The organism is Bacillus sp. FSL R9-9497, from assembly GCF_038005805.1.
GTDB classification, from domain to species: domain Bacteria; phylum Bacillota; class Bacilli; order Bacillales; family Bacillaceae_G; genus Bacillus_A; species Bacillus_A cereus.
Map to the genome: position 1 here is coordinate 3,937,420 of NZ_JBBOTY010000001.1, position 15,158 is coordinate 3,952,577.

Genomic DNA, 15,158 nt, shown 5'->3' on the forward strand with positions numbered 1-15,158 from the left:
GGCATATCAGTGCACTTATGGAAAAGAAATTAAAATCAACTATACATTAAAATTTTTTATCCACTGCACTCAAAACTTAATATAGTTTACTTATTTCTAAAGGAGGGTTATATTTGGAAACTCAACCATTAAAAAAAGACGCCAACAAGACAAAATTTGTTGTTGCTGGTTTACTGCTTGGTATATTAATGGCCGCAATGGATAATACAATCGTTGCAACCGCAATGGCAACAATCGTTGGAGACCTAGGAGGATTTGATAAGTTTGTTTGGGTCACATCAGCTTATATGGTAGCAACAATGGCAGGGATGCCTATCTTCGGGAAACTTTCTGATATGTACGGGCGGAAACGTTTTTATATTGGGGGCCTCATTCTTTTCTTATTCGGTTCTGCTCTTTGCGGAACAGCTTCAAGTATTGAGCAATTAAGTATTTATAGAGCTATTCAAGGTATCGGTGGTGGTGCCCTTATGCCTATCGCCTTCACAATTATGTATGATATCTTCCCACCAGAAAAACGCGGGAAGATGACAGGGCTATTTGGTGCTGTTTTCGGGACATCTAGTGTATTCGGTCCTTTATTAGGTGCTTATATTACTGACTACATAAGTTGGCATTGGGTCTTCTATATTAATATTCCATTAGGACTTATCTCCTTTTTCTTCATTACTAAATACTACAGTGAGTCTCTAGAATTTAGAAAACAAAAAATTGATTGGGCTGGTGCTATTACACTTGTCATAAGTATCGTTTGCTTAATGTTCGCATTAGAACTTGGTGGTAAAGAATATGCCTGGAATTCCACTGTAATTATTGGCTTATTTACAACAGTATTTATTACACTTATTATTTTCTTCTTTGTAGAACGAAAAGCAACCGAGCCTATTATTTCGTTCCATCTATTTAAAAAACCTTTATTCGCAGCTAGCCAAGGAGTTGCCTTTTTCTATGGTGCCGCTTTTATTATCTGTACAGTTTATATTCCAATCTTCATTCAAGGCGTTCTTGGAGGTTCCGCCTCTAATGCTGGATTAATTTTAACACCAATGATGGTTGGTTCTGTAATTGGAAGTCAAACAGGAGGACAATTAGCTTCTCGAACAAGCTATCGTAACATTATGATGGTATCTGGTGTCTTCTTCGTTCTTGGTATTTATTTATTAAGTACTTTAACAATGGACACACCTCGTTTACTCGTAACACTATTTATGATTCTCGCTGGGCTTGGTGTTGGCTTCTCATTCTCAGTATTAAGTATGTCTTCTATTCACAAGTTGGAAATGCGGGACCGTGGTTCGGCGACATCAACAAACTCATTCTTCCGATCACTCGGTATGACTCTTGGTGTAACGATTTTCGGTACAATTCAAAATCATATTTTTACAGATAAACTAAACTCTGTATTCCCACCTGAACTAGCAAAGTTAGCTCCAAAAGGCGGAGACACAAGTTTCTTATTATCACCAGGCGCTACCGCAAAAATTCCTGCTGAAGTATTAGCGGGTATTAAAGAAGCTCTCGCTACATCTATTGCGAATACATTCTTCTGGGCACTCATCCCGGCTGTACTAAGTATTATTTGTATTTTACTTATGGGAAATGAACGCCTCTTTACAGGCCCTAAAAAGAAAGAAAAACAAAAGCAAGTTAGTTAATATAAAAAAGAAGCGGCATATTCCTTTATGAAAAAGGATATGCCGTTTATAATATGTATAAAGTGAAACTTTAATCAGTGGGGGGTGTTCATCCCCCACTGATTATTAGCCCTCACCAATCGGGCTTTTACGGGCAGTTAATCCCCACCTAACTTCTTTGCTTCCGCTGAATTTTTGGGTGGGGATCTTACTGGATAAAGTTTTTATATACAGGAGTTGAGACAGCATGAGCATGAAATTAGTCATTCTCGGCTTGCTACTCGAAGGAGATAAACATCCATATGAAGTGCAGCATATTATGAAAGAACGACAAATGGATTGTTACATTAAATATGCTAAAGGATCACTTTATTACGCCTTCGAGCAATTAGAAAAGCAAGGCGCAATTCATATTACAAATGTAATTAGAGACACAAATCGACCTGACAAAACGATTTTTCATATAACAGAAGAAGGCAAAAAACTATTCCACACTTTACTATTAAAACAATTCGAAGCCAAAAACCAAATATATAAACCTATTTATTCAGCCTTATCTTTCGCTCACTTTAGCAATGATCACGAATTAGTTCCTATTTTAGAAAAAAAGAAAAACGATACTCTTCAATATTTACATACTATGCAAACGATATATGATTGTAATAAAGGAAAGGTTCCACGTGCACAACTATATATTTTGCAAAGTGTAATTGAGCATATTACAGTTGAATTACAATGGCTAAACACTCTCCTTAAAGATGCTATAGCAGGCCGACTTTCAGAAGTTGCTATAGATGAAAATTGAGCTATGAAAGAAGACATCCCTACTTCTTTCATAGCTCAATTTCTCTTTTTATACTGTACTATTATTAATTACTTCAGAATAAAAACTCAGAATAATAAGAAATAAAAAACTTTAGAATTTTCTTATTTCAAAACAGTAGACAAAATTCCAAAAATTGTGTTAGAATTTGTTTCAATATCATATCGCTTGTTAAATTCCTTTCAAAAGGAAAATAGGTACACGAAAGTTTCGTTTCGTGTTTAAAAGGGAAGCTTGGTGAAACTCCAACACGGTCCCGCCACTGTAAATGCTGAGATTTCTTTTTAGTACCACTGTGAAAACGGGAAGGTGAAAGAAATTATATGAAGCATAAGTCAGGAGACCTGCCTGTTTTAACAACACTGATAGATTCACGGATGATGATGAGGTGTTAAAACAAAAAGGAAGGCTTATTTTCTATGCCTTTGTACTTTTTGTTATAGGTATTTCCTAGTAAACGGAAATGCTTACTTTCAATTAGGGAGGAATTTAAAATGGCAATTCAAACAAGTAACTTAGGTTATCCACGTATCGGACTACAACGAGAGTGGAAAAAAACATTGGAAGCATTTTGGTCCAATAAAATCGATGAAGAACAATTTTTAACAACAATGAAAGAAATTCGCCTTCAACACGTAAAAGTACAGCAAGAAAAAGGGATTGAACTCATTCCAATTGGCGACTTTACATATTATGATCACGTTTTGGATACTGCCTATATGCTAGGATTTATTCCATCACGCTTTTCTGAGTTTACATCTTACCTTGATGTATATTTCGCAATGGCGCGTGGCTCTAAAGATCACGTAGCTTCCGAAATGACAAAATGGTTTAACACAAACTATCACTATATCGTTCCTGAATATGAAGAGGGATTACAAATCTCTTTAAAAGATAATCGTCCACTTCGCTTATACGAAGAGGCAAAACAAGAATTAGGAGTAGATGGAAAGCCTGTTATTTTAGGACCATATACTTTCTTAAAATTAGCTAAAGGCTATACACAACAACAATTTCCCACCATTTTAAAACAGTTAGTTGCACCTTACGTACAACTGCTTTCAGAACTACATGCAGCTGGGGCACAAGCCATTCAAGTTGATGAACCGATTTTCGCTTCTTTAACGAAAGAAGAAGTTCAACAAGCAAAAGAAATTTATGAAGCTATTCGTAAAGAAGTTCCAAATGCGACTCTTCTTTTACAAACATATTTTGATAGCGTAGAAGAAAACTATGAAGAAATTATTACATTCCCGGTATCCGGTATTGGATTAGATTTCATTCATGGTAAAGAAGGTAATTTAAATGCTATTTCAAAATATGGATTCCCAGCTGATAAAACTTTAGCTGTCGGTTGTATAGACGGCCGTAACATTTGGAGAGCTGACCTTGATGAAGTACTTGCGTTATTTACAACGTTACAAAAACAAGTCCAAACGAAAGATATCATCGTTCAACCTTCTTGTAGCTTATTGCATACACCAATCGATAAAACAGAAGAAACTCACTTATCGACTGAGCTGTTTGATGCGTTAGCATTTGCAAATCAAAAATTAGAAGAGCTAGTTCTTATTCATTCCGCTCTCACTCAAGGTACAGAAAGCATTAATAATGAGCTGGAAACATATCGAAACGTACATCATACAATTCGGTCATCTGCTGCTCGTAACCGAGAAGATGTCAAAGCAGCACGAACAGCACTAAAAGAAGAAGATTTTTCACGCCCTCTTCCATTTGAAAAACGATACGAATTACAACAAGTTGCCCTGGAGTTACCGCTATTACCAACAACGACCATTGGTAGCTTCCCGCAAACAACTGAAGTTCGTCAAACGCGAAAAGAATGGCGTAACGGTGTTATTTCAAATGAACAATACGAACAATTTATTGAAAAAGAGACAGAAAAGTGGATTCGTTACCAAGAAGAAATTGGGCTTGATGTACTTGTACATGGTGAATTTGAAAGAACTGACATGGTCGAATATTTTGGTGAGCGCCTTGCTGGTTTCTCATTCACTAAAAACGGTTGGGTACAATCTTACGGTTCCCGCTGCGTAAAACCACCTGTTATTTATGGTGATGTAGCCTTTATTAACGGCATGACTATTAAGGAAACAGTTTATGCACAAAGCTTAACAGAGAAAGTTGTAAAAGGAATGTTAACCGGACCTGTTACAATTTTAAATTGGTCCTTCGTTCGAAATGATATTCCAAGAAAAGAAGTTTCGTATCAAATTGCACTAGCTCTTCGTCACGAAATTGAACTACTTGAATCTTCCGGAATTAGAGTAATCCAAGTCGATGAGCCCGCACTTCGTGAAGGAATGCCACTAAAAGAAAAAGATTGGGATGCTTATATTACATGGGCAGTACAATCCTTCCTTTTAGCAACTTCTTCTGTAGCAAATGAAACACAAATTCATACTCATATGTGTTACAGTAACTTCGAAGATATTGTTGACGCGATTCGCGCATTAGATGCAGATGTAATTTCTATCGAAACATCAAGAAGTCACGGAGAATTTATTGATACTTTAAAACATACAACATATGAAAAAGGCATCGGCCTAGGTGTATATGATATTCATAGCCCACGTGTACCGAGTAAAGATGAAATGTATAAGATCGTAGAACAATCTTTAGAAGTATGTGATCCTAAATATTTCTGGATTAATCCTGATTGTGGTTTAAAAACGAGAAGAACAGAAGAAGTTATTCCAGCTTTAGAACATATGGTGCAAGCAGCGAAAGATGCTCGTTCCCTTTTAAAAACAAACGCATAACAAAAATGGGTTATCCTTTTCTCAGGATAACCCATTTTTTATTCTTTACTTTCAAAAAAGAATTCGTATTGTATTTTATATAATTCATCATCCGTTGGCTCTTCAAGAGGAATTGCTTGTAAGACAACTGTATACTCACCATTTGGAATAGGTATTTGAAATTTATTAGAAAGAATACTCGTTATAACGATACTTTCATTTTCAACTGTAAAAGGAACCGTAATCGTTCTAACTACTTCTTCTTTTTCAATATGTTTCCCTGGGGTCACTTTCACTTCACAAGTATAATCTGAAAGTGCTTCAAAAATAACAGTTCCATCTGCCTTAGCATAACCTCTTTCAAAATCTTCATCAGTCCAGTCTACATAAGGCTGCTCACCGTCATAGTTCATCAACATTAATTGCGAATAAGAAATCGTTAACTCCATAGTTCCCCTTCTCCTTCATTATGAAATGTACAACTACTACTTCACTTCAAATTTTACTCGCGTACCATCTGGATATTTATCTAACTTATTCCCTACCCAAGAGCCTGCTCCGCGGTTATCCGCCGGACTTATATATTCAATATGTGCTCCTTTTCCGCCTTCCTTGCACATCGCCATTGGCCATTCATCACGATCATACCCTTTTTTTGATGGATATGGTGCTAACGACAATTTCCTTCTATCTGCAGCACCACCACGATCGATTGTACAAACTTCTGAATGCCCTTCTTTTATAGCATCCGTAATATGTTTTCCGGTCTCTGGATAACGTTCTTTCGGAAATTCTAACACTTGATCATACGTATTTGTTTTCTTTACACTTGTTTCCTCTGGCACAAGTACTTCATAAACTGCCACTAAAATAGACAGAATTGCGATAATTGAAATGATAATACCTTTTAATTGCTTCATGTATACCTCCATGTTTCTACCAGTTTCTTTTCCTCCGTTATTATAACAAACTTCTCCTGTATATGTTTTCAGACATTATTTTAGTTATTCCTTGCCATTCCGCCAAAAATTTTCATTTTTTCACTAATGCTGTAGAAAACTAATAGCCTTCCGACATTCTTTTTCAAAGGAAGTCCTCATAAAAGATTGAAATGATATATACGATACTTTTTGGGGAGGAAATATGATGGAAGCTACCTATAAAACGAAAGATGTCACGAATAAAACAGGCATCCCAAAACATATAGTTCGCAAATATAGTCAGCTGTTAGAGGAACATGGTTATATGATTTCCAAAACAGCTGATGCTCGTATTTATAAACTTGATGATTTAAAACTATTGAAATCTATACACGAAAGAGCTGCTACATTACAAGAAGATATTTCAGAAACGATACCGATTATTTTAAAAGAAAAAGAGGCCCCGCCTGTACCAGTTATACAAGATAAGCAAGAGATACAAACGAAAGAAAAAGAAGATGGGCGTAACTTTGAGGAGTTCATGTTAAAACTTGAAATGCTAGCTCAATTAAATGAAGCAATTATTCATCAAAATTCTACTCTAATTACACAAAATCGTTTAAAGGATGAGAAACTAGACGAATTGATGCAACAAGTTTATGTAAAAGAAGGCTCTCAAGAAAAAATGCTTCAAGAGTTAGTCGATCACGCCGCTCAAACAGATGCACTGCAAAAAGAAAAGATGGACTTATTAATGAATCATATGTATAAACGAGAATCCAAACAGGAAGAAAAAATGAATAAACTTGTTAGTCAAATTTATAACAAGGACAGTAACCGTGATGCACAGCTTATGCAAGTTATTCGAGAAATTCAAGAAACAAAAAGAATGGTTGCTGCCTCAAAAGAGCAAAGCTTCTTTCAATCATTTAAAAGTTTATTTAGCCGAGCAAAACAAGAAAAAACAAATGAATAAACAATATAAAATAAAAAGTTACCTTCCATCGGTAACTTTTATTCCTTATTTTGTACAGCTGGTAATATAATAATTGCTTCAGTGCCTTTTCCACTTTCACTCTTATATTCCAATGTACCATTATGCGCTTGTAAAATACTAAATGTTACCATAAGCCCTAATCCTGTCCCTTTTTCTTTTAAAGAATAATATGGTTGCCCAAGCCTTGCTAACTGTTCTTTCGTCATACCAACACCACTATCTTTAACTCTTATTATGATTGTTTCGTCTTTTTGAATAGCTGTTACTTTTAAATATCCTTTATTTCCTTGAATTGCTTCAATACCATTTTTAACAACATTCATAATAGCTTGCTTCAATTTTGTCTTATCACCAATCGTATAAAGACTTTCTGAAATTTCAACTTGTAAATACACACCTTGCATCGCTGCAAATGACGACATGAGAGTGGTCATTTCTATTAATTGGGCTGATAAACAAATGTGTTCTTTTTTCTCAATTTGCGGCCTTGCTAAATTTAAGTAATCTGAAATAATTTGTTCCGCCCGATCCAATTCAGCTAATACGAGACTCATATAATCCTTATTCTTCACATCTTCCGTACTTTCTAGTAATTGGATAAACCCACGAACAACAGTTAGTGGATTTCGAACTTCATGTGCCACACTTGCTGCTAACTCACTTACAATATTAAGCTTTTCTGATTTTTGCATCTCTGTACGTAGCAATGCATTTTCATTTAAATATTCAGTTAAATACACCTGAAATACCATTGTCATGACCATGATAAGCGAGGCAAATATAAATCCGCTATATATTTGCGAAATATACGGTGTAAATCCTGTTTCCAAAAGAACATTAATCATGCCTAATACTAAAGAAACAAGCACATAAAATGATGAAATCATAAATGCTAAAATTAATTTCTTATCCCTTGAAAAAAGAGACCATTTCTTTGATAAAAATAGCGGAACTATTAATAGAAATATTACTTCTACAACCGGAAGAAAGCTCATTCCCTTTAGTAACCATTCATATGCAACAAAAATAACCGCTGGGATTAAACCAACAATCCCACCATATAAAAACCCACTGACTATTGGAATTGGGTGAAAGTTATACCCGCACACATTGCCAAAACAAATAGAATATGTCATGGAGAGAACGAGCGTAACGCTAGATAAAAACATAATAAAGTAACGATTTGGCTTCGGAGGCATTTCTTGATAGCGATTTAAACGAATCGCTTCATATAAAAATAGTGGCAAAATTATGATGGCAATTTGAATCAACAAATCACGGATAAGCTCCATAACCTCTCATCCCCTATATGTATTTTGATATGATTATATCATTTTATAGGTGTATTTGTTTTAAAATTTTGATTTTTCTTAACATATTTGTTAATTCTTTGTTAACAACTCATAATAATTGTTACAGATTTTCGAAATGATTGTAAACCCTGTACCAAATTTCCCTCGTGCAGTATACAATGAATACGGATTACAAAGAAAATATAAAAATACTTTTTTAGACGGACAACTATAGCAAAATACAGCATATAATCCATACTATCTATGTTTACAAATAAGTGATCATTACTTTAGTAGGAGGAAGATAAATATGGCGGGTACTACGCTTGTTTTAAAAGAAGAAAATTTGGTTGTTCTAGAAAATGTTGAAAAATCAGTATATGAAGAGTTACAGCATAAAGCAGGAGATGAAGATTGTACATGTGCTGTGAACGAATCAGTTGTTCACCTTGGCAAGGTATCCTCTGTACTCTGGAATGAAGATGAAATAGATTGGGAATACGGATATTAAAAAGTCGCTTATAGCGACTTTTTTTCTCTTTTCTCTCTCTTTCTAAATTACATATACAAAGCGCAATCATAGAAAATATGATAAAATGAACTTAATTTTCAAACGGAAGAAAGGGAGATACAATGGAACAATTCATTAACCCTAGAGTGAAGGATATCCAAATTTCTGGAATCCGTCAATTCTCTAACATGATTCAAAACTATGATAATTTGATTTCTTTAACAATCGGACAACCCGATTTCCCTACACCTTCTCTCGTAAAAGAAGCGGCAAAACGGGCTATTACAGAAAACTATACAAGCTATACACATAACGCTGGTTTACTAGAATTACGTAAGGCAGCTTGTAACTTCGTAAAAGATAACTACGATTTACATTACTCACCTGAAAACGAAACCATCGTTACAATTGGTGCTAGCGAAGCAATTGATGTTGCATTCCGAACGATTTTAGAGCCAGGAACAGAAGTAATTTTACCTGCTCCTATTTATCCAGGTTACGAACCTATTATTCGATTATGCGGTGCAACGCCCATTTTTGTAGATGTTCGTGAAACTGGATTCCGTTTAACAGCTGACGCGCTAAAAAATGCTATTACAGAAAAAACAAGATGTATCGTACTACCATATCCTTCTAACCCAACTGGTGTAACTTTATCCACAGAAGAATTAAAAGATATTGTAGATGTTTTAAAAGATAAAAATATTTTCGTCCTTTCAGATGAAATTTATAGCGAGCTTGTGTATGAACAAAAGCATACATCTATCGCTCATTTCCCAGAAATGCGTGAAAAGACAATTGTCATTAACGGTTTATCTAAATCACATTCTATGACTGGCTGGCGTGTTGGACTTTTATTTGCACCAAGCTATTTAGCAGGACACATATTAAAAGTTCATCAATACAATGTAACGTGTGCTACTTCAATCGCTCAATACGCTGCAATTGAAGCATTAACAGCGGCTAAAGACGCACCCAAAATGATGCGCCACCAATATAAAAAACGCCGTGATTACGTATATAATAGACTCACTCAAATGGGATTAACAGTTGAAAAGCCAACAGGTGCATTTTACTTATTCCCATATGTTGGTCATTTGACATCTTCATCATTTGATTTTGCACTTGATCTTGTCAAAGAAGCTGGACTAGCTGTAGTTCCTGGAACAGCATTCTCTGAATACGGTGAAGGCTACCTCCGCTTGTCCTATGCATATAGTATTGAAACTTTAAAAGAAGGCTGCGACCGATTAGAAGCCTTTCTAATAAAAAAAGCTAAGAGTTAAACTCTTAGCTTTTTTTATGCATAATGATCACAAGTTTGACGTTTTAGTAATTTATGAGGAATAATGATACACTTTGCAGTGGATTCTGCATTCTCTACTTTATCAACTAAAGCTTTTGCTGCCTCATATCCTAGCTGATAAATATTCACATCAACTGTCGAAAGTGGCGGGCTCGCAATTTCTGATAATAAAGCATTATTAAAGCTTACAATAGAAACATCTTTGGGTACAATGAATCCTTTTTTAGAAAGAGCACTTAACACACCAAGTCCAATTAAGTCATCCGTTGCCATAATTGCCGTCGGCGGTTGCTGCAGTCCCATTAATTCCTCAACAGCTTGTTGACCACTTTCCCTCGAAAAATCAAAATGTAAAATATATTCTTTTGGTAATACAATGTCTGCTAATTTCAAGGCATCACTCATACCAGCTAAACGATCTCTCGTTACAAGTAAATCTGATCCACCACCAATGAACGCGATTTGCTTATGCCCTAATGAAATTAAATATTCTGCCACTTCTCTTGCAGCTGTATAATTGTCATTATCTACATATGTAATTTCATCTTTTCGATCATATGGTTTTCCTATTAAAACAAACGGGAAATTTTGTTCATGTAAATATTGAATAATCCGATCATTCTCCCTTGAATATAAAAGAATAATGCCACCAATTTGGCGTCCCTGTACCATCTTTACGACACCATTAAAAATTTCTTCTTCCGTTTCACCTGTCGACATGTAAAGCGCATAACCTTCTACGTGTGCAAATGAACTAATCCCTCTTATAACTTCTGGGAAAAATGGATTTTGAAAAGCTTTACTTGCAGAACTTGGCATAACAAGACCAAGTGTTTTCGTCGTTTGGTTCGCAAGATTTCTCGCATTTAAATTGGGATGATACCCTAATTCACTCATCACTTTCCTAACACGGCGCTTTGTCTTTTCACTTATACTTGGATTATCAGCAATTACACGAGAAACTGTTGATGGTGCAACATTCGCTTGCTTCGCCACATCTTTAATTGTAACTGTCATAAAAATCCCCCTCCTCTCATTTCTCTGCCATTTTTCATATATTTTATCTCGCACTCATTGCAAGTCATAAACTTTCATTTCTTATATCTTGCAAAACTAATCCTATTCTCCCTCTTCATGTATTGTAAGGGATATAGCTATTTTTTCCTATACTATAATATACTATTTATTTCACTTCTTTTCACATGTGATGTCAAATCTCTTTTCATCTCCCTATAAACTTATTTATAGGGAGATGAAAAGAAAAATGGGACGTAATGTCCCATTTTTCATCCTTTTGTACCTCCAGCTGTTAAACCAGAAATAAAGTATTTTTGTAGTGATAGGAATAAAATTGAAATTGGGATCGCAATTAGCACAGAACCCGCTGCAAACGTTGTAAATTCATTACCGAATTTCTTCGCAACCATTTCATATAATCCAACTGCTAAAGTATAATTTTCTGGTGTTCGCAAAATAATACTCGCTAAAATGAAATCTGTAAATGGACCAATGAAAGTAAATAGCGCTACAACCGCTACGATTGGCTTTGCAAGTGGCATAATGATTTGCCAAAAAATACGAAAATGTCCTGCTCCATCCATACGAGCTGATTCATCCAGTTCTTTCGGAATCGTATCAAAATACCCTTTCATAAGCCATGTATTCATCGGAATGGCCCCGCCTACATAAATTAAAATTAATGCAAGGTGTGTATCAATTAATCCTGTTAATTGAGCTAATACGTATAGAGCAATTAACGCTGCAAAGTTTGGAATCATTTGCAGAATTAAAAATGTTAATAAACCATTTTTTCTTCCAACAAAACGATATCTCGAAAATGCATAAGCGGTAAAACTAATTGCTAACACTGAGAAAATCATCGTTAAAACACTTACTTTTAATGTGTTTTTATACCATAGTAAGTAATTACTATTCTCTAGATCTAATAACTTACGATAATGATCTAACGTTGCATTTTGTGGAATAATACTTGATCCAGATAAACTATCACCCGGATTAAACGATGAGCCAATAATCCATAATAACGGATAGAAAATGATGGCACACATTACGAAAATAACTAAATAACTTAATGAGAGACGTAACATCTTCTGTCTTTTAATATTCATTTACATCATATCCTCTTCTTGGAATGATTTTGTTCTCTTAAATTGCCATAACGCAACTGTAATAACGATTAACGATAATATCATTGTAAGAGCTGCTGCTTTTCCGTACTGCGCTGAAGTCATCGTTAACTTATAAATCCATGAAATTAAAATATCCGTTCCACCTGCGTCTTGTCCAGCTACAGCAGGACCTCCACCGTTGAATAGATAGATGATACTAAAGTTATTAAAGTTAAACGTATATTGCGTAATTAATATTGGCGCTGTTGCGTATAACACTAGTGGCAATGTAATTTTACGAAACTGTTGCCAAGCTGTCGCTCCATCTACTGTAGCCGCTTCATATAATTCTCCCGGAATCGATTGCAGTATACCTGTTGTCATCGCAAAGATAAACGGGAACCCAAGCCACGTTTGAATCATAATTAAAGCAATCTTCGCCCAAAATGGATCTGTCATCCAAGCAATCTTTTCAATTCCGAATAAAGCTAATACTTGATTGTTAATCGCTCCGAATGTTTCATTAAACATACCAGAGAAAACAAGAATAGATACGAATGCTGGAACCGCCCACGGTAAAATGAAGATTGTTCGAATAATCGCCTTTCCTTTAATACCGGGCTGATTTACGATAATCGCTAAGAAAATACCAAGTGCAACTTGTAATGTTGTTGCAACGAATGTCCAAATAACAGTCCAAGAGAATACACTTACAAATGTCTCTCTCCACATCGGTAAAGTGAAAATATCAATAAAGTTTTTAAAGCCCACCCAATCTACTAATTTAGCTGGAGGAGAATGATATAAATCATAGTTTGTAAATCCAATTAAAATTACGAAGATGATTGGAAATACGACCACAAAGATAAGTAGTAGAAAACCTGGTGAAACCATTAAATAAGGAAAACCTTGATCTAACAAATTACGGTATTGCTCTTTTACAGAATTTAACGGTGTTCCAATATCACGTTTCTTTCCATTTTGGTATGCATCATATAAGTTAAATGCATATATGCCGAGCCCAAAAGCGATAACGATAAGAGCCAAGATTCCTTCTACTAATAGAAAGACAGAATGGTCACGTGGAACTTCTGTACCAAGCGTTACAATACCCCATAATCCCATATTTAATAAATCAGCAAAGGCTACAATAAATGAACCTGTTAATACTAGAAAAATAAGACCTTTTACAAATTGTTTATTATACATTTGGCCCACGCCTGGAATGATTGATAACATGGTTGCCATTTTCCTATGCTTTGAATGGTTTAACCCATTTGCTGGTTCCATAGATGTTTGCATGTTCCTTCCCCCTCTTTTCTTCCTACATGGAAGGGAGAGAATTCGTGCCTCTCATATTAGAGGCACGAATTTCACCTTATTTTTTCTTGTTATGATTTGCCTCAATATTACCTTTAATTTGTTTCACTGCACTATCAAGCGCCGCTTTTGGTGCCTCTTTATCTGTAACAACTAATTGAAGCGCATCTCCAGCTGGTTTCCAAACTTCTTGCATTTCTGGAATGTTTGGCATTGGAATTCCATTTTCAGATTGCGTTGCAACTGCTTTTGCAGCTTCGTTATCTTTAATAATTGGATCTTCCATTACTGATTTTACTGGAGGAATCTCTTTTGTTTTCTCAAATCGAATTTTTGCGTTTTCTTCATTTGTTACCCACTCAGTGAATTTTGTAGCTAAATCATTTTGTTTAGAGAAACTTGTTACATGCCATCCTTTAACCCCAACAAACGTTTTCATTGGTTGACCATTTGGTAATTTCGGCATTGGAGCAACGCCATAATCAATCCCGTTCTTTTCCATTGCTTGGAACGCCCATGGGCCATTCATGATAGAAGCTGCTTTTCCTTCATTGAATAGTCCATCAGCAGCAGGCCCACCTGATTCACCGATAATACCTTTTGGGAATAATTTTTCCTTGTACCATTTTTGAAGATATTCAGCACCTTGTACTGCTCCGCTATTATTTAATCCAACATCACTTGCATTTGGCTTTCCATCTTTTTCACCAAATACATAACCGCCCATACCTGCCATGAATGCATTAGCAAAGTAGAAGTTATCTCCTAATGCTAAAAATCCGTACTTGCCATCTTTCGTAAATTCTTTTGAGAAGTTAAACAGCTCGTCCATCGTTTCTGGCGCTTTTGGCATTAGTTTTTTATTGTAAATAAAGACTGGTGTCTCAATTGCTTTTGGTAAACCATATAATTTTCCGTTATATGTCTGTGCTTCTATTGATGAATTAGTAAATTTACTCTTTACAGCATCATCTGCTTTCACTTCAGAAAGTAAACCTTCTGTTACTGCATTTCCGATTTGATCGTGTGGCAATGTTACAACATCTGGTCCAGTCCCCGCTGGCCCATCAAGGCGTAACTTCTTCACTTGATCTGTCATTTGCATTTCAACAACTTTTACTTTTACTTTATATTTTTCCTCAAAGCTTTTCACTGCTGGTTCTAACCCAACACCTTTTTTATCATCTTCCCAAACAAGAAGATCATAGTCTTTTTTCGCTTTACTTTCCTCTTTTTTCCCTGAATCTTTCGGTCCACATGCAGATAACATACCAATAGATAATGCTGAAACCGTTAATAATGATAATGCTTTCTTCATCCCAAAAACCTCCCTAAATTGTCTATGTACCTCAGTAACTGAAAACGTTTGCATTTAATAGTTTAATTGAAGCGCAAACAATATCTCAATCCATGAAAACGTTTGCGCTATTTGTCTATCATTATACATTCTTTTATTCATTTTGC

The 15,158-nt window shown here is 35.4% G+C and carries 13 protein-coding genes and 1 riboswitch; of the genes, 6 read left to right on the forward strand and 7 right to left on the reverse strand.

All coding sequences use genetic code 11. The features are described from left to right. Positions 1 to 113 precede the first annotated feature (113 nt). The 3 genes from MKY21_RS20150 (at position 114) to metE (ending at position 5,240) form a co-directional block, all read left to right on the forward strand. Entirely contained in the window at positions 114 to 1,655 is a 1,542-nt protein-coding gene (locus MKY21_RS20150) for an MDR family MFS transporter (protein WP_000449899.1), read from the forward strand. 226 nt (positions 1,656 to 1,881) lie between these two features. After that, the gene (locus MKY21_RS20155) at positions 1,882 to 2,439 is read left to right on the forward strand and encodes a PadR family transcriptional regulator (protein WP_000062063.1); all 558 of its coding nucleotides are present in this window, start codon (positions 1,882 to 1,884) and stop codon (positions 2,437 to 2,439) included. A gap of 196 nt (positions 2,440 to 2,635) precedes the next feature. Beyond that, positions 2,636 to 2,823, forward strand: a riboswitch (cobalamin riboswitch). 128 nt (positions 2,824 to 2,951) lie between these two features. Beyond that, the gene (metE, locus tag MKY21_RS20160) at positions 2,952 to 5,240 is read left to right on the forward strand and encodes a 5-methyltetrahydropteroyltriglutamate--homocysteine S-methyltransferase (protein WP_001007614.1); all 2,289 of its coding nucleotides are present in this window, start codon (positions 2,952 to 2,954) and stop codon (positions 5,238 to 5,240) included. A gap of 38 nt (positions 5,241 to 5,278) precedes the next feature. Here metE and comJ read toward each other — a convergent pair whose 3' ends face one another. Then, entirely contained in the window at positions 5,279 to 5,668 is a 390-nt protein-coding gene (gene comJ, locus MKY21_RS20165; RefSeq protein WP_000424030.1) for a competence protein ComJ, read from the reverse strand. 36 nt (positions 5,669 to 5,704) lie between these two features. Then, positions 5,705 to 6,139, reverse strand: a complete 435-nt coding sequence (gene nucA / locus MKY21_RS20170; protein ID WP_000811494.1) for a DNA-entry nuclease — start codon at positions 6,137 to 6,139, stop codon at positions 5,705 to 5,707. A gap of 226 nt (positions 6,140 to 6,365) precedes the next feature. On the opposite strand from nucA, the gene MKY21_RS20175 reads away from it, so the two are divergent. Then, a complete protein-coding gene (locus tag MKY21_RS20175; protein ID WP_000388471.1) occupies positions 6,366 to 7,115 on the forward strand; it encodes a DUF3967 domain-containing protein in 750 nt (249 codons plus the stop codon). Positions 7,116 to 7,153: 38 nt separating this feature from the next. Here the strand turns inward: MKY21_RS20175 and kinB are convergent, their stop codons facing one another. Further along, a complete protein-coding gene (gene kinB, locus MKY21_RS20180) occupies positions 7,154 to 8,428 on the reverse strand; it encodes a sporulation sensor histidine kinase KinB (RefSeq protein WP_016118571.1) in 1,275 nt (424 codons plus the stop codon). A 310-nt stretch (positions 8,429 to 8,738) separates the two neighbouring features. On the opposite strand from kinB, the gene MKY21_RS20185 reads away from it, so the two are divergent. Together MKY21_RS20185 and MKY21_RS20190 are read left to right on the forward strand one after the other, a co-directional pair. Continuing rightward, positions 8,739 to 8,939, forward strand: coding sequence for a hypothetical protein (locus tag MKY21_RS20185; RefSeq protein ID WP_000929276.1), 201 nt, complete (start codon positions 8,739 to 8,741; stop codon positions 8,937 to 8,939). A 122-nt stretch (positions 8,940 to 9,061) separates the two neighbouring features. After that, on the forward strand, positions 9,062 to 10,225 hold the full coding sequence (locus MKY21_RS20190) for an aminotransferase A (RefSeq protein ID WP_000434574.1): 1,164 nt from the start codon (positions 9,062 to 9,064) through the stop codon (positions 10,223 to 10,225). Positions 10,226 to 10,239: 14 nt separating this feature from the next. On the opposite strand, the gene malR is transcribed toward MKY21_RS20190, so the two are convergent. From malR to MKY21_RS20210, 4 genes are all read right to left on the reverse strand, one after another. After that, positions 10,240 to 11,262 (reverse strand): maltose operon transcriptional repressor MalR, encoded by a 1,023-nt coding sequence (malR, locus tag MKY21_RS20195; protein ID WP_000219051.1) that lies wholly within the window; start codon positions 11,260 to 11,262, stop codon positions 10,240 to 10,242. Between the two features lie 269 nt (positions 11,263 to 11,531). Then, entirely contained in the window at positions 11,532 to 12,374 is an 843-nt protein-coding gene (gene malD / locus MKY21_RS20200) for a maltosaccharide ABC transporter permease MalD (RefSeq protein WP_001022608.1), read from the reverse strand. Then, a complete protein-coding gene (gene malC / locus MKY21_RS20205) occupies positions 12,375 to 13,676 on the reverse strand; it encodes a maltosaccharide ABC transporter permease MalC (RefSeq protein WP_001194993.1) in 1,302 nt (433 codons plus the stop codon). 76 nt (positions 13,677 to 13,752) lie between these two features. Continuing rightward, positions 13,753 to 15,012 (reverse strand): extracellular solute-binding protein, encoded by a 1,260-nt coding sequence (locus MKY21_RS20210; RefSeq protein ID WP_000709923.1) that lies wholly within the window; start codon positions 15,010 to 15,012, stop codon positions 13,753 to 13,755. Positions 15,013 to 15,158: the final 146 nt, after the last annotated feature.

What these genes read in the sequence shown, in the direction of transcription:
- MKY21_RS20155 (WP_000062063.1), top strand. Translation starts at nt 1,882, where the DNA reads ATGAGCATGAAATTAGTCATTCTCGGCTTGCTACTCGAAGGAGATAAA.
- metE (WP_001007614.1), top strand. Translation starts at nt 2,952, where the DNA reads ATGGCAATTCAAACAAGTAACTTAGGTTATCCACGTATCGGACTACAA.
- comJ (WP_000424030.1), bottom strand. Translation starts at nt 5,668, where the DNA reads ATGGAGTTAACGATTTCTTATTCGCAATTAATGTTGATGAACTATGAC.
- nucA (WP_000811494.1), bottom strand. Translation starts at nt 6,139, where the DNA reads ATGAAGCAATTAAAAGGTATTATCATTTCAATTATCGCAATTCTGTCT.
- MKY21_RS20175 (WP_000388471.1), top strand. Translation starts at nt 6,366, where the DNA reads ATGGAAGCTACCTATAAAACGAAAGATGTCACGAATAAAACAGGCATC.
- kinB (WP_016118571.1), bottom strand. Translation starts at nt 8,428, where the DNA reads ATGGAGCTTATCCGTGATTTGTTGATTCAAATTGCCATCATAATTTTG.
- MKY21_RS20185 (WP_000929276.1), top strand. Translation starts at nt 8,739, where the DNA reads ATGGCGGGTACTACGCTTGTTTTAAAAGAAGAAAATTTGGTTGTTCTA.
- MKY21_RS20190 (WP_000434574.1), top strand. Translation starts at nt 9,062, where the DNA reads ATGGAACAATTCATTAACCCTAGAGTGAAGGATATCCAAATTTCTGGA.
- malR (WP_000219051.1), bottom strand. Translation starts at nt 11,262, where the DNA reads ATGACAGTTACAATTAAAGATGTGGCGAAGCAAGCGAATGTTGCACCA.
- malD (WP_001022608.1), bottom strand. Translation starts at nt 12,374, where the DNA reads ATGAATATTAAAAGACAGAAGATGTTACGTCTCTCATTAAGTTATTTA.
- malC (WP_001194993.1), bottom strand. Translation starts at nt 13,676, where the DNA reads ATGCAAACATCTATGGAACCAGCAAATGGGTTAAACCATTCAAAGCAT.
- MKY21_RS20210 (WP_000709923.1), bottom strand. Translation starts at nt 15,012, where the DNA reads ATGAAGAAAGCATTATCATTATTAACGGTTTCAGCATTATCTATTGGT.